Here is a 23,478-nt window from a genome sequence, read left to right as displayed (position 1 = left end):
ATTAATTTAAAAGTAACCATTATGATTATAAAATATAATACAATCAAATCATTAATACTATCTACTTCATTGTTAGTAATTATGGGATGTTCTACAGATGAAAAGCAAACAGTTACCACAATGAATAATCTAGTTATGCAAGATGAATTTGATGTAGATGGTGCTCCAAATAGCACATACTGGAGTTACAATATTGGAACAGGAAGTAACGGTTGGGGAAACAACGAATTGCAATATTACACAGACCGACCTGAGAATGTTGTTGTAGAAGATGGAATGTTAAAAATTACAGCTCGTAGAGAATTGTACATGGGTTCTAACTACACTTCAGCTAGGATTTTATCAAAAGGGAAAGTAGAACAAAAATATGGTAGAATAGAAGCTAGAATAAAGCTTCCATTAGGAAAAGGTTTATGGCCAGCATTTTGGATGTTAGGAGCTAATTCAGATACAGTTACTTGGCCTTTATGTGGAGAAATCGATATCATGGAATACTTAGGAAATAATCCAACAACTGCTTTTGGAACTGTTCACGGTCCTGGTTATTCTGGTGGTGAATCAATCTCAAAAAGTTACACATTACCTAATGGCCGATTTGATACAGATTTTCACGTTTTTGGAATTGAGTGGGGAGAAGATTACATCAATTATTATATCGATGATGTATTATACAATCAAATAACACCTGAAGATGTTCCTGGAGAGTGGGTTTTCGATCAACCATTTTATATTATTTTGAATATGGCTGTCGGAGGAAATTTGCCAGGTTCTCCAAATACAGAAACAGCTTTTCCACAAACTATGCTTGTTGATTACATAAGAATATATCAATAGTAGAATTAATTAAATTTAGAGTTAAAACCAATTCAGAATTAAATATTAGACTTTTCGTTGGAGAAGTCTAATATTGATTTTGTTATGTATTTAAAAATGCAACAACCAAATCATGAGTAAAAGCACTGAAAATTTTGTTGAGACTGAAACGAAAACCGAAAACAAATCGGTTTCAATGGATATTGTAACCATCGAAGGTGAAAAATTTTATAAAATAAATAATAACGATGCAATGCGCCCATTTTTTATGAGCATTGTTTCCGATTCTAATCATTGGATGTTTATCTCCAGTAATGGCGGACTTTCTGCTGGTAGAAAAAATGCTGAATTTGCACTGTTTCCATATTACACCGATGATAAAATTACCGAATCGGCAGATATCACAGGAAGTAAATCTATTTTTCAAATTTCGTTTAACAATCAAACTTTAGTTTGGGAACCATTTTCAGAGCGTTTTACAGGTAAATACAACATTAGTCGAAATTTATACAAAAACTTCTATGGTAATAAAATTATTTTCGAAGAAGTAAATCATGATTTAGAACTTACGTTTAGTTACGAATGGAATTCTAGTAATAAATTTGGTTTTGTAAAAAAATCGAAACTTCAAAATCATTCGAATAATCAGTATCAAATTTCAGTTTTAGACGGAATACAAAATATTATGCCACATGGTGTAAGTAGTGATTTGCAAGCGTCAACAAGTAATTTAGTTGATGCCTACAAACGAAGCGAATTACATCAAAACAGCGGATTAGGAATTTTTGCATTAAGTGCGATCATTGTTGATAAAGCCGAACCAAGTGAAGCTTTAAAAGCCAATGTAGCTTATGCTTTAGGTTTCGAAAATCCTTCTTATTTAGTGTCTTCTTTACAAGTAAATAATTTCAGAAGAGGAAATTCAATTCTACAAGAAGATGATATCAAAGGTGAAAAAGGCGCTTATTTTATCAATAGCGAAATTTCTTTATCAGCAAATTCAGATAAAAATTGGATAATTGTTGCGAACGTAAATCAAAATCATGCCGATATTGTTCAAATTATTCAAACAATTTCAAATGATACTGATTTAGTAAGTCGTATCAAAGAGGATATCGAATTAGGAACAAAAAAATTAATTGAAATTAATGCATCTTCTGATGCACTTCAAGCTACCGAAGATAATTTAAGAGATACAAGACATTTTTCAAACACGCTTTTCAACATCATGCGTGGCGGAATTTTCGATTACAATTACCAAATTGAAAAACACGATTTTGTGTTGTACATCAAAAAAGCAAATAAAGTTATCTTTGAAAAATTAGCTAATAAAATCAATCAATTAACAGAAACGTTTTCACTTCAAACTTTAAAAGAATTTGCAAAACAACAAAATAATTTAGATTTTGAACGTTTAAGTTTTGAATATTTACCTTTAAAATTCAGTAGAAGACACGGAGATCCAAGCCGTCCTTGGAACAAATTTTCTATCAACACAACCAATGAAATTGATGGTTCAAAAATATTAGATTACGAAGGAAACTGGCGCGATATTTTCCAAAACTGGGAAGCGTTAGCACATTCTTTCCCTGAGTTTATAGATAACATGATTCATAAATTCTTAAATGCTTCTACTTTTGATGGGTACAATCCATATCGTGTTACAAAAGATGGTTTCGATTGGGAAGCAATTGAACCTGATAATCCTTGGTCGTACATCGGATATTGGGGTGATCATCAAATTATCTATTTATTGAAATTTTTAGAATTCTGCGAAAAATATGCTCCAGGAAAACTAAACAATTATTTTGAAACGGATTGTTTTGTATATGCAGCCGTTCCGTATATCATCAAACCTTATGACGAAATTCTAAAAAATCCAAAAGATACCATAGAATACAGCCATTCTTGGGAAAAATTAATCAACGATAGAAAACAACAAATGGGTGCTGATGGTGCTTTGTTACATAGTAACGACAAGAGCATTTATCACGTTAATTTCATAGAAAAAATATTAGCTACGGTTTTATCTAAAATGTCCAACTTTATTCCAGAAGCTGGTATTTGGATGAACACACAACGACCAGAATGGAACGACGCCAACAACGCTTTAGTAGGTAACGGAGTTTCGATGGTTACGTTGTATTATTTAAGAAGATTCTTGAAGTTCTTTGAACAATTATTAGAAAATTCAGACCAAGAAAACATCAAAATTTCTAATGAAATGGTCGAATTCTATCATGAAGTTAGAGAATGTTTGTTAGAAAACGAGCACCTACTTTCAGGAAAAATTGATGATGTTACCCGAAAAGCAATTTTAGACCGATTAGGAAAAGCAGCTTCAGATTACCGTTACCAAATCTATAACAGCGGATTTTGGGGTAAAAAGCGTACCCATTCCATGCAAGGTTTGAAAAACTTCACCAAAGTAAGTTTGAAATTTATCGAACATTCCATCGAATCTAACAAACGTTCAGATGCATTGTATCACGCTTACAACTTAATGACGATTGAAAACAACAATTCGATTTCAATTTCCTATTTAAGCGAAATGTTAGAAGGGCAAGTTGCTGTTTTGAGTTCAGGCTATTTATCATCAAAAGAAAATTTAAAAGTTTTAGATGCGTTAAAAGCTAGCAAATTGTTCAGACACGATCAATACAGTTATTTATTGTATCCGAATAAAGAATTGCCAAAATTTATTGAGAAAAATACCATTTCAAAAGAGGCAATTACCAAATCAGAATTATTACAAAATTTAGTAGCCAATAAAAATGCTCAAATCATTAATCAAGACATTTTAGGAAATTATCATTTTAATGGAAACTTTCACAATGTCAATGATTTGAAAAAAGCGTTAGAAGAAGTAAAACAAAATAACACTTTCAAAACACTTGTTGAAAAAGATGAAAAATTAGTTTTAGAAATCTTTGAAGAAGTGTTTAATCACAAAGCGTTCACAGGTCGCTCAGGAACTTTTTATGGTTATGAAGGTTTAGGTTCGATTTATTGGCACATGGTTTCAAAACTACAATTAGCCGTTCAAGAATGTTGTCTAAAAGCCATCGAAGAAAACGAATCTTCAAAAGTTATCGGACGTCTATTAGAGCATTATTACGAAATAAATGAAGGAATTGGAGTTCACAAATCTCCAAAACTTTACGGTGCTTTCCCTACAGATGCTTATTCGCACACACCAGCAGGAAAAGGCGCACAACAACCTGGAATGACAGGTCAAGTAAAAGAAGATATTTTAAGTCGTTTTGGAGAATTAGGAGTGTTCATTAAAAACGGAATATTGCATTTTAATCCATGTTTATTGCGAAAAGATGAGTTTTTAACTAAATCCAAATCATTCGAATATGTAAACGTTCATTTCGAACACAAAACGATTGAATTAAAAGAAAATTCTTTAGCGTTTACATTCTGCCAAATTCCAGTTGTGTATCAATTGTCAGATGTATCCAATATCGAAATTTTTGATAACCATGGAAACTCAAAAGTAATTGACCAATTAACATTAGATGCTAAAACAAGTCAAGACGTATTTAGTCGAAATGGAGTTATTGAGAAACTAATTGTAAATGTGGTTGCTACCAATTTAAAATAAGAAGGATTGCGATATGAAAATCAAAACAAACATAGCATTTTCCCAACTTTCAAAAGTCTTTCTTTTGATGGTATGCTTGTGTTTGTTGTTTTCATGTAATTCCAAATCAGAAAGCCAAGAAATGAACGCAAAACCTATAGAAATAACAGCAAAAGAGCTATTAGGAAATCCAAATTACCAAGCCATTTGTTATGGCGGATATCGTAAAAATACTAGAGAAATTGAGCCTACTATCGCTGAAATTAAAGAGGATTTAAAAATTTTAGCCGCTTTAAACATCAAAATAGTAAGAACATATAATGTCCATTTTAAAGAAGTTTCCAATTTATTAGAAGCTATTACGCAACTAAAAAAAGAAGAATCCAATTTCGAAATGTATGTCATGCTCGGCGCTTGGATTGATTGTAAAAACGCTTGGACTGATTTGGAACCTATTCACAATCAAGAAAGTGACAGAAATGCCATCGAAATAGCAGAAGCTGTTCGTTTAACAAATGCGTATCCAGAAATCATAAAAATAATTGCTGTTGGAAATGAAGCTATGGTAAAATGGGCAACCAGTTATTATGTTTCGCCAAATATCATTTTAAAATGGGTCAATCATTTACAAGATTTAAAAAAGCAAAACAAATTATCAAATCAAGTTTGGATTACCAGCTCTGATGATTTTGCTTCTTGGGGTGGAGGCGATACAAGTTACCATACCAAAGATTTAGAGGATTTAATCAAAGCAGTTGATTACATTTCGATGCACACGTATCCTTATCACAACACACATTACAATCCTGATTTTTGGCAAACCTCTAGCAATGAAAATCATTTTGATGAATTACAAAAAGTAGAAACGGCAATGGTTCGCGTGCAATTATTCGCTCAAAAACAATTTGAAAATGTAAAAGCTTACGTGCATTCCATTATTCCAAATAAGCCGATTCATATTGGAGAAACAGGCTGGGCTTCTAGTTCCGACGGACATTATGGAGTTCACGGTTCCAAAGCTTCAGATGAATATAAACAAGCCTTGTATTATCAAAGTATGCGAGCTTGGACCAATAAAGAAAATATCACTTGTTTTTACTTCGAAGCTTTTGATGAACCTTGGAAAGACAGCCATAATAAAAATGGTTCTGAAAATCATTTCGGGATTTTTACTGTAGATGGAAAAGCAAAATTCGCCTTGTGGAATTCAGTTGATAAAAAGATTTTTTCCAATTTGAAAAGAAATGGGAATAAGATTGAAAAAACGTATTCAGGTGATAAAGAATTGTTGATGAAAAGCATTTTAGCACCACCAAAAAAAGGGTAAAATGAAAGTAGTTCATTATATAGTAAGTTTTTTAATTCTTGTAACAATGATGAATTGTAAAGGAGTCAATAGTGCATTGGAAGTAACCGTTTATGAAACCTCTGAAAGTGGTAATGCTTTGAAAAAAGTCGACCAATTTTCTTCTACAGGAAGTAAATCTGTTATTAGTATTAATCCTGAGGAGAAATTTCAAAAAATCACAGGTTTTGGAGGTTCATTTACAGAAGCTTCGGCTTATTTATTGAATAGGTTAAGTAAAGAAAACAGAAAGAAAATCCTAGATGCTTACTTCAGTGAAAGTGGAGCGAATTATTCATTAACTAGAACTACCATTGCTTCATGCGATTTCTCTTTAAAGAATTATACTTATGCCAAAGTAGAGAATGATTTAGCCTTAGAACATTTCACTATCGAAGACGACAAAGACGATATTATTCCTATGATTTTAGAAGCGAAAGCAATTTCTAAAGAAGGATTTAACATCATTGCATCACCATGGTCGTGTCCGCCTTGGATGAAAGATAACAAAAGTTATGTAGGCGGAAAATTGCTACCTGAATATAACGACACTTTCGCTTTGTATTTTTCAAAATATTTAGAAGTTTATAAAAAAGAAGGCATTGATATTTGGGGTGTAACGGTTATTAACGAACCTCACGGTAATGGAAATAATTGGGAAAGCACATTATTTTCACCAGAAGAAATGACCTTATTTGTACAAAATCATTTGGGACCCAAATTAGAACGTGACGGTTGGAATAACATCAAAATTTTAGGGTACGACCAAAATAGAGCGGGTTTACAAGAATGGGTCGATGCCATGTATAAAGATGACAAAACCTCAAAATACTTCGCAGGAACCGCTATTCATTGGTACGAAAGCACCTATGAAGTTTTTCCAGAAGCCTTGCAATATGCTCACAACAAAGCACCCAACAAACACTTAATCCAAACTGAAGCTTGTGTAGATTCTGAAATTCCATATTGGCAAGATGATGCTTGGTATTGGAAAAAAGAAGCTACTGATTGGGGTTGGGATTGGGCAAGTGAAAAAGACAAATATTTACATCCAAAATACGCACCAGTTAACCGCTACGCTGAAGATATTATCGGTTGTTTGAATAACCAAGTCGACGGTTGGGTCGATTGGAATATGGTTTTAGATAGACAAGGTGGCCCAAATTGGTTCAAAAACTGGTGTGTGGCACCAGTAATTGTAGACGCTGAAAATGACGAAGTATACTTTACACCATTGTATTATGTAATGGCACATTTTAGCAAATTCATGCGACCAGGAGCTATTAAAATTGGATGCGATGTCAATAGCAAAGACCTAAAAGTAACCGCAGTTCAAAATCCGGATAAGTCAATTGCTCTAGTGGTATTTAATCCGACTACTGCAAAACATACCATCGAAATTCAAATTAATAATCAAAATACAATCATTTCTATTGATGCAAACGCATTGCAAACAGTGATGATTAAATCTTAAAATAAATTCATTATGGCTTTTAATTCTGAAAGTTCAAGAGAAAGAGTTCCATTAGTGCAAAAAGCGGCTTTTGGCGCAGGACATTTGGTTAATAATTTATTACCTGGTGCACTTGGTGTATTTTCATTTTTCTTAATTACAGCATTTGGTATAGAACCCGCAATTGCTGGATTATTGTCAGCAATTCCACGTTTTTTTGATGCGCTTTCAGATCCAATTATGGGTTTTGTTTCAGATAATACTACTTCTAAATGGGGAAGAAGAAGACCTTATATATTTTCGGGTGCTATTTTAGCTTCTATTTTGTTTGTAGTGCAATGGCAAATGTGGGAAGACAATGGTGCAACTTACAATTTTTGGTATTTTCTATTGTTCTCCATTTTATTCATTTTTGCCAATACTGTTTTTTCAACACCATTAATTGGAATGGGTTATGAAATGACTACTGATACAAAAGAACGAACTAGATTAATGGGCATTGCAAATAGTGTTGGGCAAATATCTTGGATGATTGTGCCTTTGTTTTGGGTGTTAATTGCTAATAAAGATTTATTTGATAATCAGGCAGATGGAGTTAGAACTTTGTCAATTTTTGTTGGGTTTGCTTGTCTGTTTTTTGGAATTATGCCTGCTATATTTTGTAAAGAAATGGATGTTTCTGACGCAGATAGTAAAGCCAATTTAACATTTAAAGATTTAACAAAAAACATGAAAATTTTGTGGGATACTATGAAAAACATGACTAAAAATAATCCTTTCATGCGTTTGTGTGGGGCTACTTTTTTAGTATTTAACGGCTTTCAAATGGTGGCTTCGTTTAGCTACTTCATTATTGTTTTTTATATGTATAATGGCAGTTATGAAATGGCAGGTACTGTTCCAGCAATATTTTCTATTTTAGGAGCATTCTTAACTGCCGTTTTAATTATTCCAATAGTTTCATGGTTAGCTAATAAATATGGTAAACGAAACGCCTTTATCATTTCAACAATATTATCAATTTTTGGTTATGCTTTAAAATGGTGGGGTTTTGTGGTCGTTGATGAAAATACTGCTGTACTTTTTAATGATGTTGTTTTACAAATTGGCGTCGTAAAATTTTCTATTGAAATGCCATTAATTTTATTGTTACCCATTCCATTTATGGCATTTGGTTTAGGTGGATTGTTCACCTTAATGATGAGTATGACTGCCGATGTGTGTGATTTAGATGAGCTTAGAAATGGATTACCTAGAAGAGAAGGTACTTTTGGAGCAATCTATTGGTGGATGGTTAAAATTGGTCAATCAATTGCATTGGCCTTAGGAGGTTTAGTTTTGTCGATGGTAGGTTTTGATGCAGGTAACACAACACAATCTTTTGAAACAATGAATCAATTGCGAATTGCTGATATTATTATTCCTTGTTTAACGGCAGCTTTGGCTGTTTGGGTAATGTGGAATTATGATCTTAATGAAGATAAAGTTGCTGAAGTTAAAAGAGAATTAGAGAAAAAACGAATAGAGAAAAAGATAGTAAATTAAGTCAATTAAAAACAACACAGCATTTACTAATAATAAATACAATTATGTCATTCAGAACCGATTATATTCAGTATTCTAAAAAATTTGATTCTTCAACTGCTGATTTCAAAAACGGATTGGATTTTTCAACAAAATCTCCAGAAGATATCACACTTTTATATTCACAAGTTTTGCAAAGTGGCATGCACGGACTTTGCTTTAGCATGTATGAAGACGGTCAAAAACCAGGTGATACTATTTCTGAGGAACAAGTACGAAGAAGGCTTGAAATCATGGCACCTTACACAAAATGGGTTCGTTCGTTTTCTTGCATTGAAGGAAACGAATTTATTCCTAAAATTGCTCGTGAGTTAGGAATGAAAACACTCGTAGGAGCTTGGTTAGGTGACGATGCTGAAAAGAACGAAAAAGAAATCGAAGCTTTAATTCAGTTAGCAAAAGAAGGCTTTGTCGATATTGCTGCTGTGGGTAATGAAGTAATGTATCGTAAAGATTTAACTGAAGACGAACTTTTATCTTTTATTCATAAAGTACGAAAAGAAATTCCGTCTCATATTCCAGTAGGTTATGTAGATGCGTATTACGAGTTTACTATCAAACCAAGAATTACCGAAGCTTGCGATGTTATTTTAACCAATTGTTATCCGTATTGGGAAGGAACAAATCAAGAATATGCGTTGTCTCACATGAAAAGTATGTACCATCAAGCTAAAAGTGTGGCTAACGGTAAACAAGTTATCATTACCGAAACAGGTTGGCCAAGTCAAGGGGAAAGTTTCAAAGATTCGCATCCTTCGGCTGAAAATGCAATGAAGTATTTTATCAATTCCCAACTTTGGTCTGCAGATGAAAATATCGAAATTTTCTACTTTTCTTCATTTGACGAATCTTGGAAAGTAGGTCCTGAAGGTGAAGTGGGTGCTCACTGGGGTATTTGGGATAAAAATGAAAAACTAAAATTTTAATTATATACAGTGCAAAATTTTCTTAAAATAGTTGGATTTTTATTATGCCTTTTGAATTTTCAAGTTGTTAATTCTCAAGTTGATGTAGGATACAACGACTTGGTTTGGTCGGATGAATTTGAAAATAACGGAGTAATAAATGCTTCAAAATGGCATCATCAAACACAAATACCATCTGGTGGCAATTGGTATAATGGTGAAGAACAGCATTATACGAATGAGTTGGCCAATTCTTTTGTAGAAAATGGTGTACTTAAAATTGTAGCAAAAAAAGAAGTTTATACTAATCAAGGCTATACTAAGCAATATACTTCAGCACGGTTAAATTCAAAATTTGCTTTTACTTATGGTAGAGTTGATATTCGTGCAAAAATACCTACCAATCAAGGTACATGGCCTGCATTATGGTTGTTGGGAAAAAATATTATCGAACCAGGAGCTTTTTTTTCAGCTACTAATGGTACAACCTCTTGGCCAGCTTGTGGTGAAATTGATATTATGGAACATGGAATTACGCCATGGCAACCTTCTGGATATGTACAAAGTGCCTTACATACTCCATCTTCTTTTGGAAACACAGTAAATCATGGTGGAACGATAGCTAATAATCTAGGTAACGATTTTCATGTTTATTCTATGAATTGGTCTCCTAACCAAATTACGTTTTTGCTTGATGGAGTTGCATTTTATACGTATAATCCAGCAGTAAAAAATGCTTCTACTTGGCCTTTTATTGCCGATCAATATTTGCTATTAAACATTGCTATGGGAGGTGTTGCAGGAACTATTCCAAGTAATTTTTCGCAAGCTGCTATGGAGATTGATTATGTAAGAGTTTATCAAAATGTACAAGTGGATACTCAAATTCCAACTAATTTTTCGGCTTCTGTTGGTAATATTACGAGTTCCTCAATTGAACTTTTATTAAATGCTATTGACAATTCGGGCACGGTTAATTATAATATTACTTATGGAAGTAGCTCGATATCTACTTTTGGTACTTCTGGAGTTCAAAAATCAGTTATTGTTCCTAACTTAAATCCAAATACAAATTACACTTTTTCAGTAACAGCCTTAGACGCATCCGGAAATAATGCTTCAAACAATGGCATTATTTTGAATGCAACAACACTTGGCTTTGTAGGTTGTAACGGCACAAGTAATATTGCTTCTCAAGGAACTTTTTCATTGGGATATAATTATTCTTTTGAAACCATTGGTAATTCAGTAAAAATAACTTTTGAATTGTTAGATACAGACAAAGTTGGATTATTTGCTTATTTATGGCGTGCTGCACCTTTTGCAGAAACACCTATGACAAATGTTTCAGGTAGAATTTTTACACATACAATTACGGGGCAAACTATTGGTAGTACAATTAATTATGCAGTAAAATTTGCTTTTGCAAACGGAATGTCAGTTACACAATATATTCCCTATGTTGTAGGAAATAATTGTACATTAAGTCAACCCGTTAGTAATGATTTTAATAATTTTACTTTCAATAATCCAATTCATGATGTTTTATTAATAACCTCCGAAAATCCGATTGATAAGATTGAAATATATTCACTAATAGGTAGTAAAGTTTTAGAAACCCAATTTAATACGAATCAAGTTGATATTTCAAATTTATCCAAAGGGATTTATATTCTCACTCTTTATTCAGGTACTAAAAAAACTAACAAAAAGATTATTAAGCATTAAAACTAATTTCCTCGGATAGAACAGACAAAGAATTTTATCTTATTTACTTCGAAATCCTTTTTATTCTTTAATAATTACATGAGTTTCGTTTTTTTATTGCATTCAAAATGTTAAATTTTTAGTTCAAATTTGTTTTTTAATTAAATTTTATGTTAAATTTGGTTTATTAATCTCAATAAATCATTTGCCTATAACAAACAATTACTTTTTAGACTCCGAACTTTAATTAACTAAAAGGTATTGTTATGGCTAATCTTGTACTTCCAGATGCGGTGTTGGTAAAGAATTATATAAGCGGAGATGAATCTGCTTTAGCTTTATTAATTAACAGACATCAATCTAAAATCTACGGATTTATTTATTCTAAAATTGGTGATAGGGATTTATCAGATGATATTTTTCAGGATACTTTTATTAAGGTCATTAAAACTTTGAAGACAAGTTCGTATAACGAAGAAGGGAAATTCTTGCCTTGGGTAATGCGTATTGCTCACAACTTGGTAGTAGACCATTTCAGAAAAGCAAAGAAAATGCCTTTTCAACGTGAAACGGAAGAATATTCTATCTTCAACTATATGACTGATAACAGTTTGAATATTGAAGGACAAATTATTACAGCTCAAGTAGAATCGGATTTAGCAAAACTCTTAGAAGAACTTCCTGCAGATCAAAAAGAAGTTTTAGTTATGCGTATGTATCAAGACTTAAGTTTTAAAGAAATAGCTGATTTAACGGGTGTTAGCATAAATACCGCACTAGGAAGAATGCGTTATGCATTATTAAACTTGAGAAAAATTATCGAAAAAAATCAAATTATTTTGACTAACTAATACTAAAAGTAAAATAATGTCGTTATAGATTTATAAACCAAATCATAATAAATGGCAAAACTTTACTCTAAGAAAAAATTAGCAACTCAAAAAATGTTACCTAAAAAAGAAACGATTTCGTTTTTACTCAACTATTCAAAAGCTTTGAGTATACATAAGGTGGGCAAATCAACTTTTGAAATTATTGCTAATTAAGGAAAATGCCTCAAAGAGATTTGAGGCATTTTTTTTATATTATTAAACGACTTTAATTAAAATAGGTTTTAAGTTTTAAAAATTGTTTTTCAAATAGATGATAAGACAAAAAACTTACTAATACGGTTAGCGTAAAACTTATTACTGAAATCAAAAACCAGTTGAGCTCTAATGTTTTATTAAGTTTTATAAATAAGTTTATGATTATAGTATGATACAAATAGAGACCGTATGTATATATTCCTAATTTACTAATCCATAATGTATCTTTTATTTTTAGAGAATTTTGTTCTGTAATTACAAATGACAATATTGTAGCAAATAAAATTCCATAAATGATAGGTTTTTCAAATTTAAGCCATTCAAAATTCAAATTAGATAATCCAAAAATAGCAACAATTGTAAGTAAACATATTCCTATTTTAAACGAATAAGACAGCTTTTCAATTGTGATTAATTGTTCCTTTTTAAAGCTTAAGATATAAGCTGGAATTGCGCCAAAAGCAAAATAATCAATATTAGTAAATACGTCTAAAAAAGGTAAATTAAAATAAGAATAGAAAAGTCTGCAAACACTTGCTAGAACTATCGAAATGATAATTAAATACTTAATTTTATTTAACGGAATGATGCTAAATAAAAATCCCCAAATAATATAAAAGTGTTCCTCAATACACAATGACCACATAACTCGTAATGGAGAAACATTTGGAAAATTGTTGGTCAACATCATATTGTAATTTTCTAAGAAAAGTACCGATAGTAACCAATTTGGTTCGTAACCTTCATTTGAAAATGATAGCTGCAATTGTTTTAAGATAAAAGGAGTTAAAAAAGCGAATAGTAACATTGCGTAAAACAAAGGCCAAATTTTTAAAATTCTTTTGGCGAGAAAATTTTTCAGATTGATGGTTTTATTTGCTTTTTTCTCAAAAATTAAAATGTACGATATGAGAAAACCACTTAAAACAAAAAAGAAGGAAACCCCAACATCACCGCTTTTTGAAAATACTGAAAACCAAGAATTTTCTGGAACAGGTATATGATGAAAAAAAACAATTAGAAATGAAAAAAAGCGTAAAGCATCTAATGTATGAAAGTGTTTTTTTGATGAATCCATTTCGTGATAATTATTTTCTCAAGATTTTCTCCATCGTTTTTCCTTTGGCTAATTCGTCAATTAATTTATCCAAATAACGTACTTTTTTCATTAATGGGTCTTCAATTTCTTCAATGCGATAACCACAAATAACACCAGTAATTTTAGAAACGTTTTCGTTTAATTGAGGCGATTGCTCAAAAAAAGTTTCAAAGTCAACTTTACTATCAATTTGCTTTTGTAAACTTTCAAGTGTGTATCCTGTTAACCAACAAATAATTTCATCGACTTCTGCTTTTGTGCGATTTTTTTTCTCTGCTTTGGTTATGTAATGTGGGTAAACGCTTGAGAAAGCCATGGTGTTTATTTTGTGTTTGGACATTTTAATTTTTTTAGTGATTCATCCAAAATACCCTCTATTTTAGTGATTTATTAAAATACTTTCTAAAGTAAACTTTCTAAGTTAAACTCTCTAATTTCATAATCAAGTTCTTCAAAAAAACCAAAAGCAATTGATTGACTTAAAATCCTTGATATTGCATGATAATATCCTAATCTTATTCCTGAATTAAATTCATTATCGTTTTCAGTTTGTTTTGCTTCCTCAATTAATAATTTAATTGTGTCATTTAAATAGTTTATATGTATTTTATTCATAATCTGTTAAATTTATTTCTTCTTTCCTATATCCTCCAAAACACTCTTCCTCCCAATCGTCTTCGTAATAATATCTTTCTCTAAATTCCAACCACGAGCCGGAGAGTATTCGCGTCCGTACCAAATAATTTGCAAGTGTAACTCGTTCCAACATTCTTCTGGAAAAATGCGTTTGGCATCTTTTTCAGTTTGTTGTACGTTTTTACCATTAGTTAATCCCCAGCGGTACATTAATCTATGAATGTGTGTATCTACCGGAAAAGCTGGAACTCCAAATGCTTGACTCATTACCACACTTGCTGTTTTGTGTCCCACAGCAGGCAAAGATTCTAAAGCTTCAAAACTTTGCGGAACTTCTCCATTATATTTGTCAATTAAAATTTCTGATAAACCGTGAATACCTTTCGATTTCATTGGCGATAATCCACACGGACGAATGATTTCTTTAATTTCTTCCACAGACATTTTTACCATATCATATGGATTATCAGCTTTAGCAAATAGGAGTGGAGTAATTTGATTCACGCGAACATCCGTACATTGTGCTGAAAGTAAAACAGCAATCAATAAAGTATAAGGGTCTTTATGGTCTAACGGAATTGGAATTTCAGGATATAATTCATTTAACGTATTTATAACAAATGTTACCTTCTCGCTTTTGGTCATTTTTAACTAAATTTGAAAGTAAAAATAAGATAAATTAACTTCAAACGCAAAAGTGAAAAGATCAAGATTTTAAACACATAGGCACATAGAATTTCTATATGAATAGTTTTAGTCGTTTCACTTAAGATAGAAAGCATAGAAACCGAACTAATATGAACTTATCAAGACAAAGAAATCTTACATTTGCTTATATGACTTATATGTTTTAAAAATAAATAGTAAACAATAAAAATATGACAACATTAAAAGCAGGAGATAAAGCACCTAATTTTTCAGGTTTAGACCAAAATGGAGCTTCACACACATTAGCTGATTATAAAGGAAAGAAATTAGTAGTTTTCTTTTATCCAAAAGCAAGTACGCCAGGATGTACAGCAGAAGCATGTGATTTGAGAGACAATTACGCTCGTTTTCAAGCTAATAATTACGCTTTGTTAGGCGTAAGTGCTGATAGCGCTAAAGTGCAAGCGAAGTTTATAGAAAAATATGATTTGCCTTTTCCATTGTTAGCTGACGAAGATAAATCGGTGATTCAGGCATTTGGTGTTTGGGGACCAAAGAAATTCATGGGTAAAGAGTACGATGGTATTCACCGAACTACTTTTGTGATTGACGAAAACGGAATTATTGAAGAAGTTATTTCCGATGTAAAAACGAAAGCACACGCTGCTCAGATTTTAAAATAAATAAAAAAAGCTCGAAGGATAACTTCGAGCTTTTTTACTTTATATTCTAAAAATTCCTCCAATGGTTAAAATTCTTTGTAGAAACCAAAAATTTTGTTCGGCTGAATCTGCTTTGTCTTGGGTCGTTCTTATATTATTCATTTCGATATATCCTCCTTTTAATTCGGTTTGAATAAAGAAATATTTAAAGAAAGTTACGTTTAAACCCACTTTTGCAGATACTCCATATCCTGCAATGTTAAACTCGTCGTATCTATCTTTTCCTAAAAGTGTTGTATTTGTTTTTGGATATAAAAATCCACCACCAATACCTTCTGTAACATTTACTTGAATTTTATCGGTATTGTTTATTTTGAAAAGTTTTGAAATATCATCTACACGTGAAATTTCAGTGTTTACATAGTTTAAACCATCCGTATGTTCAAATAACAAGAAATCTTCGTCTAACGTTAATTCTCCGTTAGCTGGATTTTCATTATAAGTTCCAGGATTTGGATAATAACCAGAGTAACTTACTCTTCTGTCATTATACATTACATATTTCATGTGGTCAAATCCAATCGAAATATTGTAATGATCAGAAATAAAATACCCAATTCGTAAGTTGGTTTGTGGAATAGTCATTCTAGCCGGGTTGAAATAATCAATATGAAAACCTTTTGGCTTGTCGTGAGCGGATACATTATGAAGTGTAAAATCATAATCGGCACCTTTAAATCGGATGTCAGATTTTGAAAACGATTCGCGGTTTCCACCCCAAAAAATATAGAATTTACCTTTGTTATGCGCTGTGTATTTTTCAGGATTTTCGACTGTTTCTTGTGAAAAGGTGTACTGTGAAAAAACACAAAAAGTTAGTACAACCATTAAAAATGGATGTTTCATTAAAAGTTTAAAAATAAAAAAATTAGAATTGATTAATTGTTTTTCGGATGGCAACAAGTTTTGTCATTAAACCTTCAAAATAGTCTAAATGTAACATGTTAGCACCATCACTTTTAGCATTAGCTGGATCAAAATGAGTTTCGATGAAAATTCCATCAACACCTACAACAATTCCTGCTTTAGCGATAGTTTCAATCATATCTGGACGACCACCTGTAACACCTGTCATTTGATTAGGTTGTTGTAACGAATGCGTTACATCTAAAACCGTAGTGGCATATTGTTGCATAGTTGGAATACCTCTGAAATCTACAATCATATCTTGGTAACCAAACATCGTTCCTCTATCGGTAACCATAACGTTTTGGTTATTGCTGTCTAATACTTTTTGAACCGCATGTTTCATGCTTTCTGGACTCATGAATTGTCCTTTTTTCAAGTTTACCGTTTTTCCAGTATTGGCTGCTGCCACCACTAAATCCGTTTGACGAACTAAAAATGCTGGAATTTGCAATATATCCACATATTCTGCTGCCATTACAGCATCTTCGTTTGTGTGAATATCGGTAACTGTTGGTACACCAAATTCTTTAGATACTTTTTGAAGAATTTTCAAGGCTTTTTCATCTCCAATTCCAGTAAAACTATCTACTCTAGAACGGTTAGCTTTTTTGAAAGAACCTTTAAAAACGTAAGGAATTTGTAATTTATCGGTAACTGAAACAATTTTCTCTGCAATACGCATTGCCATTTCTTCGCCTTCAATGGCACAAGGTCCTGCTAATAAGAAAAAGTTCCCGCTATCAGTATGCTTTATTTGTGGAATGTTTTGTAAATTCATTTGTGTTGGTTTTGAAGTGGCAAAGATAAAAAGAAAAACCTTTCAAACAGCGGTTCAAAAGGTTACAAATGTTACTAATAAATAAAAAAGTTTTAATTATTGCTTGAAACTGGTTTTTTGATAGCAAATCCCTTTGGACAAAGAATTTTTCCTTTTTCAAAAATATTAAAATATAACATTACTTTTTTGTTACTACCTTCAAACGTTACTTCGTATATTCCTACAGTTCCAGCGCCCATTAGACTGTTTTTAGTAGGAAACGGACAGCAAGTATCTACTTTTTTATAACTTATTTTTTCACCATTAGGACCTTCTAATCCTTTAAAATAGTATTGAATATTGATGTCTTCTTGCTTTTCATGAATGAAACCGATATTGATTGGATAATCTTGATCGTAACCATATTTATTATCGGTAGCATATTCGGTAATTGCATAAGCTAGGTCTTTAATAGTTGGACGAATGGCTGTATTGTCAACGTTTTTTAAAGTGGATTGTGTGCTTATGCAACTTGTTAATAAAAGCGCTGTAATTATTGAAAATAAGTATTTCATTTTATTTCGTTTTAATCGTTGTATCGGGTGTTTTTGTTTTTAAGATATAAGCAACAATCGCGCCAATCACCACTCCAAATGATAATCCACCTGAAATACTTTGCCAAATGTAGGCCGTTAGATTAAAGTAACTTTGAGCTTCCTCTAAGGTTAGTCTTTTACTTTCTACCGAAAGCGCAATTAATTTATCGAAATAGTTAGGTGTAATAAATTCGTGTGTGATAAATTGGGTAATTGGACTAAAAATCACAATAATAAAAGAAATCACAACACCTGAAATAAATCCTTGTTTCCAACTCATTTCGCCATTGTAGTAATTTTTCTTTTTATCTCTTAAAGCTAAATAATACAGTATAAAGTTTGGAAAAATAATTAGCATTGTAAAAAACATTTGCCATTTTATTTTTTCGTCATGAAAGCCTAATTGTTTTTCTAAAGTCATCCAAGCTAAGAAAATAATAATTGAGATAATGGCCCATTTGATTTCGATTGCAAATTTCTTCATGAAAATTAAATTTAATTGGTACTCCAAATGTACTATATTTTGTAATAAATGCTACAAAACCCAATCTGAATTTCTATTTTTGTCAAAAATTACATTAGGTATGGAAATTGTTTTTGGCACTTGGCATTGGGCTGTATCCGGTTTTTTAATTGGTATGGTCATGTTACTTTTAATTTACTTTGGAAAATCTTTCGGAATGTCATCTAATCTGCGTACCATGTGTACTATGGCTGGAGCAGGAAAATTCAGTGATTTTTTTAAGTTTGACTGGCGCGAACAAAAGTGGAGTTTAGCTGTTATATTAGGTGCTTTTGTTGGAGGTTTTATCGCCTTTTACTTTTTATCGAATGGAACAGGTGTAAATATTAATCCCGATACAGTTTCACAACTACAAACTTTAGGAATAGAAGCTCCAAATGGTAAACTTATGCCTGATGCTATTTTTAGCGTGGAAACACTTCAAACTCCAAAAGGATTCGCTATTTTATTAATTGGCGGATTATTAATTGGTTTTGGAACGCGTTACGCTGGTGGTTGTACTTCAGGTCACGCTATTTCTGGATTAAGTAATTTTCAATTACCTTCTTTAGTGGCAGTAATCGGATTTTTTATTGGAGGATTATTAATGGCACATTATATTTTACCTATAATTTTTAAAACAGCATAAGCATATGAAATTAGCTAGATTTTTTCTGACAGGAATTGTATTCGGAATTGTTTTGACTAAGGCAGAAGCTGTTTCTTGGTATCGCATTTACGAAATGTTTCATTTTCAATCGTTTCATATGTTTGGAATTATTGGAATGGCTCTATTTACTGGAGTTTTAGGTATTCAATTAATTAAAAGATTTAAAATAAAAGACTTCAACGGTTTTCCTATTCAAATTATTGAAAAAGAAAAAGGTTTTTGGCGTTATATTATTGGCGGAATACTATTTGGACTAGGTTGGGCATTAGTGGGAAGTTGTCCAGGCCCTATTTTTATTTTACTGGGAACAGGAACCTACGCCATTGCTGTAGTTTTAATTGGGGCTTTGTTAGGAACTTATATTTATGGCCTTCTAAAAGATAAATTACCTCATTAAAGTTAAGTTAAAGTAATAAAAGTTACCGTGTTTGGCTTCTAGATGTTGTAAATTTGTTATTCATAAAAATACAATATCATGAAAACTACACTATATATTCAAAATTTAAAATGTGGCGGTTGTGCCAATACTATAACAAAGAATGTTTCTTCAATTGATGCTATTACTGAAGTGTCTGTTAATGTTGAAGAAAATTCCGTTTCTTTTGATTATCCAACAGAAGAAAAGTTAATTGAAGTTAAGGAAAAACTGAAAGTATTAGGATATCCCGAAGATGGCGAAGCAAATAGTTTAGGCTCAAAAGCTAAATCGTATGTAAGTTGCGCCATTGGAAAAATGAGTTAAATGAAAGTCCCGATTTATTCGGGATTTTTTATTTCTAATTGTAGTATAAGTAATATTTATTGTTTTCTAAATCTCATATTACCTTATTTTCGTACTTTTGAAAGTATAAGTTTAATATCTTAAAAACGCTATGAAAATTGTAGTATCACCTGCCAAGTCCTTAAATTTTGAATCACCACTTCCAATTCAAAACTATACTGAAAGTTTATTTTTAAAAGATGCGGAAACCATTCAAAAAACTTTAAAAAAGAAAAAGCCAAAGCAATTGATGGAGTTAATGGACATTTCGGAAAAGTTAGCCGATTTGAATTGGGAACGCAATCAAAATTGGTCGTTACCTTTTTCGCCTGAAAACGCTCGTCCTGCAGTTTTTGCTTTCGATGGCGATGTGTATACAGGTTTAAATGCTTATACTATCCCAACCGATAAATTTCCTGTTCTAGAAGATAAATTACGCATTCTTTCGGGTTTATATGGTGTTTTAAAGCCGCTTGATTTAATGCAACCGTATCGATTAGAAATGGGGACTTCTTTGCCTATTGGTACAAAAAAGAACTTGTATGAGTTCTGGAAAAAAAAGGTAACGGCATCTTTGAATAGTGAATTACAAGAAAACGAACTTTTCATCAACTTAGCGAGTAACGAATACTTTTCTGCAGTAGATACTAAAACATTGAAAGTTCCTGTTATTACTCCAGAATTTAAAGATTACAAAGACGGAAAACTAAAAATGATTAGCTTCTTTGCTAAAAAAGCAAGAGGTTTAATGGTACGCTATATTATTGATACCAATGCAGAAACAATAGAAGATTTGAAGCAATTCAATTATGATGGATATGCTTTTGATGCTAACTTGTCTAAAGGAAACACATTAGTTTTTACCCGATAATAAATGAAATTACACCTTAACGATACTTTCAATCAGCAATTGCCAGCCGATTCAAATGCTTCAAATACACGAAGACAAGTATTTGATGCTGCTTTTTCGTTTGTATCACCTCGTGTTCCATCACATCCTAATTTGCTTCATGTTGCCGATGAGGTGGCTGAATTATTAGGGATTTCTCAAGCAGAAACACAATCTCTTGATTTTTTAAATTTGGTTTCAGGAAGTAGTGTTTATCCAGATTCAAAACCTTATGCCATGGCGTATGCCGGACATCAATTTGGGAACTGGGCTGGACAACTTGGCGATGGAAGAGCGATTAATTTGTTTGAGATTTTGCACAATAATCAGCGTTGGACATTACAATTGAAAGGAGCAGGGGAAACGCCTTATTCGAGAACAGCAGATGGTTTTGCCGTTTTACGTTCTTCTATTCGTGAGCATTTGTGTAGCGAAGCGATGTATTATTTGGGTGTACCAACCACTCGTTCGTTATCCTTGGTGACAACTGGTGACAAAGTTTTACGAGATGTTTTATACAACGGAAACGCCGCTTATGAAGACGGTGCTGTGGTATGTAGAGTAGCTCCTTCGTTTATTCGTTTTGGGAATTTTCAATTGTTTGCTGCTCGTAAGGATATCAAGAATTTAAAGACATTAGCCGATTATACAATTCAGTATTTTTATCCTGAAATTACTACATCGGGAAAAGAAAAGTATTTGCAGTTTTATCAGGAAGTGGTGAATAGAACGGTGGAAATGGTGTTGGATTGGCAACGCGTTGGTTTTGTTCATGGGGTGATGAATACGGATAATATGTCGATTTTAGGATTAACTATTGATTACGGTCCGTATGGATGGTTAGAAGATTATGATCCTGATTGGACACCGAATACTACTGATGCAGAAGGCAGAAGATATCGTTTTAGAAACCAACCTGATATAGCTTTGTGGAATTTGGTACAATTAGGAAATGCTTTGTATCCGTTGATTGAAGATATTGCTTCGATGGAACAAGTGTTGAATAGTTACAGTCAGCAATTTGATAGCCAATTTCCGATACTGCAACAACAAAAGTTGGGATTGCAAGCGGAATATGATGCTCATTTTCAAGATGAATTAACGACTTTGTTAACTGCTTCAGAAACGGATATGACGATTTTCTATCGCAATTTGGCCAATTTAGTAAAAACAGATACTTCTGATGAAGCGTTAGCTAAAATCACCTTAGCGTTTTACCAACCCGATAAAATTGTAACGACATTAAAAACGAGTTGGTTGAATTGGATGGAATTGTATTTGGAGAAAATTAAAGCAGAAGTTGGTTCAGATGAAGAACGAAAACAAGCTATGAATACCATTAATCCCAAATATGTGTTGCGAAATTATATGGCACAATTAGCCATTGAAGCCGCAGAGAAAGAAGATTACACGCTTATTGACGAATTATATACGTTACTTAAAAATCCATACGAAGAACAACCGCAATATGAAAAATGGTTTGCTAAACGACCTGATTGGGCGCGACATAAAGTTGGGTGTTCTATGTTGTCGTGTAGTTCTTAAATTGCTATAGGTTTTAAGCTATATGCAATATGCTTTTTTAATAATATTCTTGCCAATAGCCTAGAGCTTAAGGCATAAAGCAAATAAAAAAATATGAAAAACTGGAATCCCATAACTACTGAAGAACAAGTAAGAGAAATTGTTGAAAAATCAAATGAAAAACCTCAAATTATCTTTAAGGATAGTGTGACTTGTGGTATTAGTGCTTATGCTAAAGAGCGCTTGGTTAGTGGAAATGATGTATTGATTGCTAAAGCCGATTTCAATTATTTAGATTTACTTTCGTATCGAAGTGTTTCTAATTTTATTGCTGAGGAATTAAGTGTGATTCATCAATCGCCACAGATTATTGTTTTAAAGAATGGGGAAGTGGTGTATCGAGTTTCGCATCATAGCATTCAGGCGGAAGACATTGCGAAGTATTTGTAGGTTTGGGTTTTGGAATTTTCTAAATTAAGGATGGATTTTTTATCTGTAATATCTGTAATTTTTTCTAAAAATAGTATAACACTTTAGTCAATTGAAGTGTATAATTTTAATGTTGTAAATAATTACTAACATTATACTATTATGAAAAAAACAACTCTTTACTTATTGATGCTAATTATGTCGATAAGTTTCTTTCCAAACACTATGACTGCTGCTGGTAATCCATCCAATACACCTGTTGCAAAACCTATTGAAGTTCCTGCGCATGTACAAGTACAGTTGGATCGTTTGAATGAAATAAAAGCAATGGACAAGTCAGACATGACTTCAACAGAAAAAAAAGCACTTCGAAAAGAAGTTAAAGTTATAAAATCATCATTACGAGATAGCAATAGCGGTATTTACTTATCGGTTGGAGCCATTATCATTATCGTTCTTTTGTTGATTTTATTATTATAATTTTTTATTTTTTAAGGGAATTACTAAACGCAATCTTTTTTTGATTGCGTTTTTTAGTTGAACGAATATCGGTGGCGTATTATCAATCGCCGTTTTGCTAAAATGGATGTCAATGCATTCTTTGCATAGTGAAATCCTATAATCTGAAGATTTTGTTTCTGCAATTACTTCTTCAATTTTTGTAAAATCTCCAAGATTTGCAAATTGACTTGAGTTATTTAAACAAGAACATCCTGCTACATGTAAGCAATAATTACCTTTTGCATCAGGTTCGGTATGTAAATAGTAGTTAGGCATGAAATAGCGTTGTTTTGTACAAAGCTAACCTCAAGAAAATTTAATTCCGTACGGAAATCCGTAAATGAATAAAAAG

At 32.2% G+C, this 23,478-nt stretch carries 26 protein-coding genes; 17 read left to right on the top strand and 9 right to left on the bottom strand.

The features are described from left to right. The first annotated feature begins 21 nt into the window (after positions 1 to 21). The 9 genes from C8D80_RS03610 to C8D80_RS12755 all read left to right on the top strand — a co-directional run bounded on the left by C8D80_RS03610 (position 22) and on the right by C8D80_RS12755 (position 12,442). On the top strand, positions 22 to 834 hold the full coding sequence (locus C8D80_RS03610; protein ID WP_133607451.1) for a glycoside hydrolase family 16 protein: 813 nt from the start codon (positions 22 to 24) through the stop codon (positions 832 to 834). A gap of 112 nt (positions 835 to 946) precedes the next feature. Next, positions 947 to 4,423 (top strand): hypothetical protein, encoded by a 3,477-nt coding sequence (locus tag C8D80_RS03605; protein ID WP_133607449.1) that lies wholly within the window; start codon positions 947 to 949, stop codon positions 4,421 to 4,423. Positions 4,424 to 4,436: 13 nt separating this feature from the next. Then, the gene (locus tag C8D80_RS03600) at positions 4,437 to 5,729 is read left to right on the top strand and encodes a glycoside hydrolase family 17 protein (RefSeq protein WP_394364573.1); all 1,293 of its coding nucleotides are present in this window, start codon (positions 4,437 to 4,439) and stop codon (positions 5,727 to 5,729) included. A 1-nt stretch (position 5,730) separates the two neighbouring features. After that, positions 5,731 to 7,221, top strand: a complete 1,491-nt coding sequence (locus C8D80_RS03595) for a glycoside hydrolase family 30 protein (RefSeq protein ID WP_133607447.1) — start codon at positions 5,731 to 5,733, stop codon at positions 7,219 to 7,221. A gap of 12 nt (positions 7,222 to 7,233) precedes the next feature. Beyond that, positions 7,234 to 8,745: an MFS transporter gene (locus tag C8D80_RS03590; RefSeq protein WP_133607445.1), complete on the top strand. Its 1,512-nt coding sequence runs from the start codon at positions 7,234 to 7,236 to the stop codon at positions 8,743 to 8,745. Between the two features lie 44 nt (positions 8,746 to 8,789). Then, positions 8,790 to 9,710 carry a glycoside hydrolase family 17 protein gene (locus C8D80_RS03585; RefSeq protein ID WP_133607443.1) on the top strand — a complete coding sequence of 307 codons (921 nt, stop codon included), beginning with the start codon at positions 8,790 to 8,792 and terminating at the stop codon, positions 9,708 to 9,710. A 9-nt stretch (positions 9,711 to 9,719) separates the two neighbouring features. After that, a complete protein-coding gene (locus tag C8D80_RS03580) occupies positions 9,720 to 11,417 on the top strand; it encodes a family 16 glycosylhydrolase (protein ID WP_133607441.1) in 1,698 nt (565 codons plus the stop codon). A 245-nt stretch (positions 11,418 to 11,662) separates the two neighbouring features. Then, on the top strand, positions 11,663 to 12,247 hold the full coding sequence (locus C8D80_RS03575; RefSeq protein WP_133607439.1) for an RNA polymerase sigma factor: 585 nt from the start codon (positions 11,663 to 11,665) through the stop codon (positions 12,245 to 12,247). A 51-nt stretch (positions 12,248 to 12,298) separates the two neighbouring features. After that, positions 12,299 to 12,442 carry a hypothetical protein gene (locus C8D80_RS12755; RefSeq protein ID WP_162845029.1) on the top strand — a complete coding sequence of 48 codons (144 nt, stop codon included), beginning with the start codon at positions 12,299 to 12,301 and terminating at the stop codon, positions 12,440 to 12,442. A 52-nt stretch (positions 12,443 to 12,494) separates the two neighbouring features. Here the strand turns inward: C8D80_RS12755 and C8D80_RS03570 are convergent, their stop codons facing one another. The 4 genes from C8D80_RS03570 to C8D80_RS03555 form a co-directional block, all read right to left on the bottom strand. After that, a complete protein-coding gene (locus C8D80_RS03570; RefSeq protein WP_133607437.1) occupies positions 12,495 to 13,562 on the bottom strand; it encodes an acyltransferase family protein in 1,068 nt (355 codons plus the stop codon). A gap of 10 nt (positions 13,563 to 13,572) precedes the next feature. Next, entirely contained in the window at positions 13,573 to 13,923 is a 351-nt protein-coding gene (locus C8D80_RS03565) for a DUF2200 domain-containing protein (protein ID WP_133607435.1), read from the bottom strand. A gap of 62 nt (positions 13,924 to 13,985) precedes the next feature. Next, entirely contained in the window at positions 13,986 to 14,198 is a 213-nt protein-coding gene (locus C8D80_RS03560) for a hypothetical protein (protein WP_133607433.1), read from the bottom strand. 12 nt (positions 14,199 to 14,210) lie between these two features. Continuing rightward, the gene (locus tag C8D80_RS03555) at positions 14,211 to 14,864 is read right to left on the bottom strand and encodes an endonuclease III domain-containing protein (RefSeq protein ID WP_133607431.1); all 654 of its coding nucleotides are present in this window, start codon (positions 14,862 to 14,864) and stop codon (positions 14,211 to 14,213) included. Between the two features lie 233 nt (positions 14,865 to 15,097). Between C8D80_RS03555 and bcp the strand changes: the two genes are divergently transcribed. Continuing rightward, positions 15,098 to 15,550 (top strand): thioredoxin-dependent thiol peroxidase, encoded by a 453-nt coding sequence (bcp, locus tag C8D80_RS03550; protein WP_133607430.1) that lies wholly within the window; start codon positions 15,098 to 15,100, stop codon positions 15,548 to 15,550. Between the two features lie 39 nt (positions 15,551 to 15,589). Here the strand turns inward: bcp and C8D80_RS03545 are convergent, their stop codons facing one another. From C8D80_RS03545 to C8D80_RS03530, 4 genes are all read right to left on the bottom strand, one after another. Further along, complete coding sequence (locus C8D80_RS03545; RefSeq protein ID WP_133607428.1) at positions 15,590 to 16,435, bottom strand: hypothetical protein; 846 nt, start codon at positions 16,433 to 16,435, stop codon at positions 15,590 to 15,592. Positions 16,436 to 16,457: 22 nt separating this feature from the next. After that, entirely contained in the window at positions 16,458 to 17,276 is an 819-nt protein-coding gene (gene kdsA / locus C8D80_RS03540) for a 3-deoxy-8-phosphooctulonate synthase (RefSeq protein ID WP_133607426.1), read from the bottom strand. Positions 17,277 to 17,368: 92 nt separating this feature from the next. Then, positions 17,369 to 17,830: a 2-dehydro-3-deoxyphosphooctonate aldolase gene (locus tag C8D80_RS03535; RefSeq protein WP_133607424.1), complete on the bottom strand. Its 462-nt coding sequence runs from the start codon at positions 17,828 to 17,830 to the stop codon at positions 17,369 to 17,371. 1 nt (position 17,831) lies between these two features. Continuing rightward, on the bottom strand, positions 17,832 to 18,335 hold the full coding sequence (locus tag C8D80_RS03530) for a DUF4199 domain-containing protein (protein WP_133607422.1): 504 nt from the start codon (positions 18,333 to 18,335) through the stop codon (positions 17,832 to 17,834). A gap of 100 nt (positions 18,336 to 18,435) precedes the next feature. Between C8D80_RS03530 and C8D80_RS03525 the strand changes: the two genes are divergently transcribed. The 7 genes from C8D80_RS03525 (at position 18,436) to C8D80_RS03495 (ending at position 23,105) form a co-directional block, all read left to right on the top strand. Then, complete coding sequence (locus C8D80_RS03525) at positions 18,436 to 19,002, top strand: YeeE/YedE family protein (RefSeq protein ID WP_133607420.1); 567 nt, start codon at positions 18,436 to 18,438, stop codon at positions 19,000 to 19,002. A gap of 4 nt (positions 19,003 to 19,006) precedes the next feature. Continuing rightward, positions 19,007 to 19,420, top strand: a complete 414-nt coding sequence (locus C8D80_RS03520; protein WP_133607418.1) for a DUF6691 family protein — start codon at positions 19,007 to 19,009, stop codon at positions 19,418 to 19,420. A 78-nt stretch (positions 19,421 to 19,498) separates the two neighbouring features. Continuing rightward, a complete protein-coding gene (locus tag C8D80_RS03515) occupies positions 19,499 to 19,765 on the top strand; it encodes a heavy-metal-associated domain-containing protein (RefSeq protein ID WP_133607416.1) in 267 nt (88 codons plus the stop codon). 130 nt (positions 19,766 to 19,895) lie between these two features. Next, positions 19,896 to 20,654 carry a peroxide stress protein YaaA gene (yaaA, locus tag C8D80_RS03510; protein ID WP_133607414.1) on the top strand — a complete coding sequence of 253 codons (759 nt, stop codon included), beginning with the start codon at positions 19,896 to 19,898 and terminating at the stop codon, positions 20,652 to 20,654. Positions 20,655 to 20,657: 3 nt separating this feature from the next. Beyond that, positions 20,658 to 22,217: a protein adenylyltransferase SelO gene (locus C8D80_RS03505; RefSeq protein ID WP_133607412.1), complete on the top strand. Its 1,560-nt coding sequence runs from the start codon at positions 20,658 to 20,660 to the stop codon at positions 22,215 to 22,217. Between the two features lie 93 nt (positions 22,218 to 22,310). Next, positions 22,311 to 22,646 (top strand): bacillithiol system redox-active protein YtxJ, encoded by a 336-nt coding sequence (ytxJ, locus tag C8D80_RS03500; protein ID WP_133607410.1) that lies wholly within the window; start codon positions 22,311 to 22,313, stop codon positions 22,644 to 22,646. 141 nt (positions 22,647 to 22,787) lie between these two features. Beyond that, on the top strand, positions 22,788 to 23,105 hold the full coding sequence (locus tag C8D80_RS03495) for a hypothetical protein (protein WP_242004820.1): 318 nt from the start codon (positions 22,788 to 22,790) through the stop codon (positions 23,103 to 23,105). Here C8D80_RS03495 and C8D80_RS03490 read toward each other — a convergent pair. Then, complete coding sequence (locus C8D80_RS03490; RefSeq protein WP_133607408.1) at positions 23,100 to 23,402, bottom strand: hypothetical protein; 303 nt, start codon at positions 23,400 to 23,402, stop codon at positions 23,100 to 23,102. The genes C8D80_RS03495 and C8D80_RS03490 overlap by 6 nt on opposite strands. Between the last annotated feature and the right edge of the window lie 76 nt (positions 23,403 to 23,478).

Origin of the sequence: Flavobacterium cheniae, assembly GCF_004363695.1 — a bacterium.
Classification (GTDB): Bacteria; Bacteroidota; Bacteroidia; order Flavobacteriales; family Flavobacteriaceae; genus Flavobacterium; species Flavobacterium cheniae.
The sequence above is the reverse complement of the archived record's forward strand: the minus strand, read 5'-3'. Positions and strand labels throughout refer to the sequence as shown.

What these genes read in the sequence shown, in the direction of transcription:
- ytxJ (WP_133607410.1), top strand. Translation starts at nt 22,311, where the DNA reads ATGAAAAACTGGAATCCCATAACTACTGAAGAACAAGTAAGAGAAATT.
- C8D80_RS03555 (WP_133607431.1), bottom strand. Translation starts at nt 14,864, where the DNA reads ATGACCAAAAGCGAGAAGGTAACATTTGTTATAAATACGTTAAATGAA.
- C8D80_RS03490 (WP_133607408.1), bottom strand. Translation starts at nt 23,402, where the DNA reads ATGCCTAACTACTATTTACATACCGAACCTGATGCAAAAGGTAATTAT.
- C8D80_RS03520 (WP_133607418.1), top strand. Translation starts at nt 19,007, where the DNA reads ATGAAATTAGCTAGATTTTTTCTGACAGGAATTGTATTCGGAATTGTT.
- C8D80_RS03535 (WP_133607424.1), bottom strand. Translation starts at nt 17,830, where the DNA reads ATGAAATACTTATTTTCAATAATTACAGCGCTTTTATTAACAAGTTGC.
- C8D80_RS03570 (WP_133607437.1), bottom strand. Translation starts at nt 13,562, where the DNA reads ATGGATTCATCAAAAAAACACTTTCATACATTAGATGCTTTACGCTTT.
- C8D80_RS03525 (WP_133607420.1), top strand. Translation starts at nt 18,436, where the DNA reads ATGGAAATTGTTTTTGGCACTTGGCATTGGGCTGTATCCGGTTTTTTA.
- C8D80_RS03610 (WP_133607451.1), top strand. Translation starts at nt 22, where the DNA reads ATGATTATAAAATATAATACAATCAAATCATTAATACTATCTACTTCA.
- C8D80_RS03495 (WP_242004820.1), top strand. Translation starts at nt 22,788, where the DNA reads ATGAAAAAAACAACTCTTTACTTATTGATGCTAATTATGTCGATAAGT.
- C8D80_RS03505 (WP_133607412.1), top strand. Translation starts at nt 20,658, where the DNA reads ATGAAATTACACCTTAACGATACTTTCAATCAGCAATTGCCAGCCGAT.
- C8D80_RS03590 (WP_133607445.1), top strand. Translation starts at nt 7,234, where the DNA reads ATGGCTTTTAATTCTGAAAGTTCAAGAGAAAGAGTTCCATTAGTGCAA.
- yaaA (WP_133607414.1), top strand. Translation starts at nt 19,896, where the DNA reads ATGAAAATTGTAGTATCACCTGCCAAGTCCTTAAATTTTGAATCACCA.
- C8D80_RS03600 (WP_394364573.1), top strand. Translation starts at nt 4,437, where the DNA reads ATGAAAATCAAAACAAACATAGCATTTTCCCAACTTTCAAAAGTCTTT.
- C8D80_RS03575 (WP_133607439.1), top strand. Translation starts at nt 11,663, where the DNA reads ATGGCTAATCTTGTACTTCCAGATGCGGTGTTGGTAAAGAATTATATA.
- C8D80_RS03605 (WP_133607449.1), top strand. Translation starts at nt 947, where the DNA reads ATGAGTAAAAGCACTGAAAATTTTGTTGAGACTGAAACGAAAACCGAA.
- C8D80_RS12755 (WP_162845029.1), top strand. Translation starts at nt 12,299, where the DNA reads ATGGCAAAACTTTACTCTAAGAAAAAATTAGCAACTCAAAAAATGTTA.
- C8D80_RS03515 (WP_133607416.1), top strand. Translation starts at nt 19,499, where the DNA reads ATGAAAACTACACTATATATTCAAAATTTAAAATGTGGCGGTTGTGCC.
- C8D80_RS03595 (WP_133607447.1), top strand. Translation starts at nt 5,731, where the DNA reads ATGAAAGTAGTTCATTATATAGTAAGTTTTTTAATTCTTGTAACAATG.
- bcp (WP_133607430.1), top strand. Translation starts at nt 15,098, where the DNA reads ATGACAACATTAAAAGCAGGAGATAAAGCACCTAATTTTTCAGGTTTA.
- kdsA (WP_133607426.1), bottom strand. Translation starts at nt 17,276, where the DNA reads ATGAATTTACAAAACATTCCACAAATAAAGCATACTGATAGCGGGAAC.
- C8D80_RS03545 (WP_133607428.1), bottom strand. Translation starts at nt 16,435, where the DNA reads ATGAAACATCCATTTTTAATGGTTGTACTAACTTTTTGTGTTTTTTCA.
- C8D80_RS03530 (WP_133607422.1), bottom strand. Translation starts at nt 18,335, where the DNA reads ATGAAGAAATTTGCAATCGAAATCAAATGGGCCATTATCTCAATTATT.
- C8D80_RS03560 (WP_133607433.1), bottom strand. Translation starts at nt 14,198, where the DNA reads ATGAATAAAATACATATAAACTATTTAAATGACACAATTAAATTATTA.
- C8D80_RS03585 (WP_133607443.1), top strand. Translation starts at nt 8,790, where the DNA reads ATGTCATTCAGAACCGATTATATTCAGTATTCTAAAAAATTTGATTCT.
- C8D80_RS03565 (WP_133607435.1), bottom strand. Translation starts at nt 13,923, where the DNA reads ATGTCCAAACACAAAATAAACACCATGGCTTTCTCAAGCGTTTACCCA.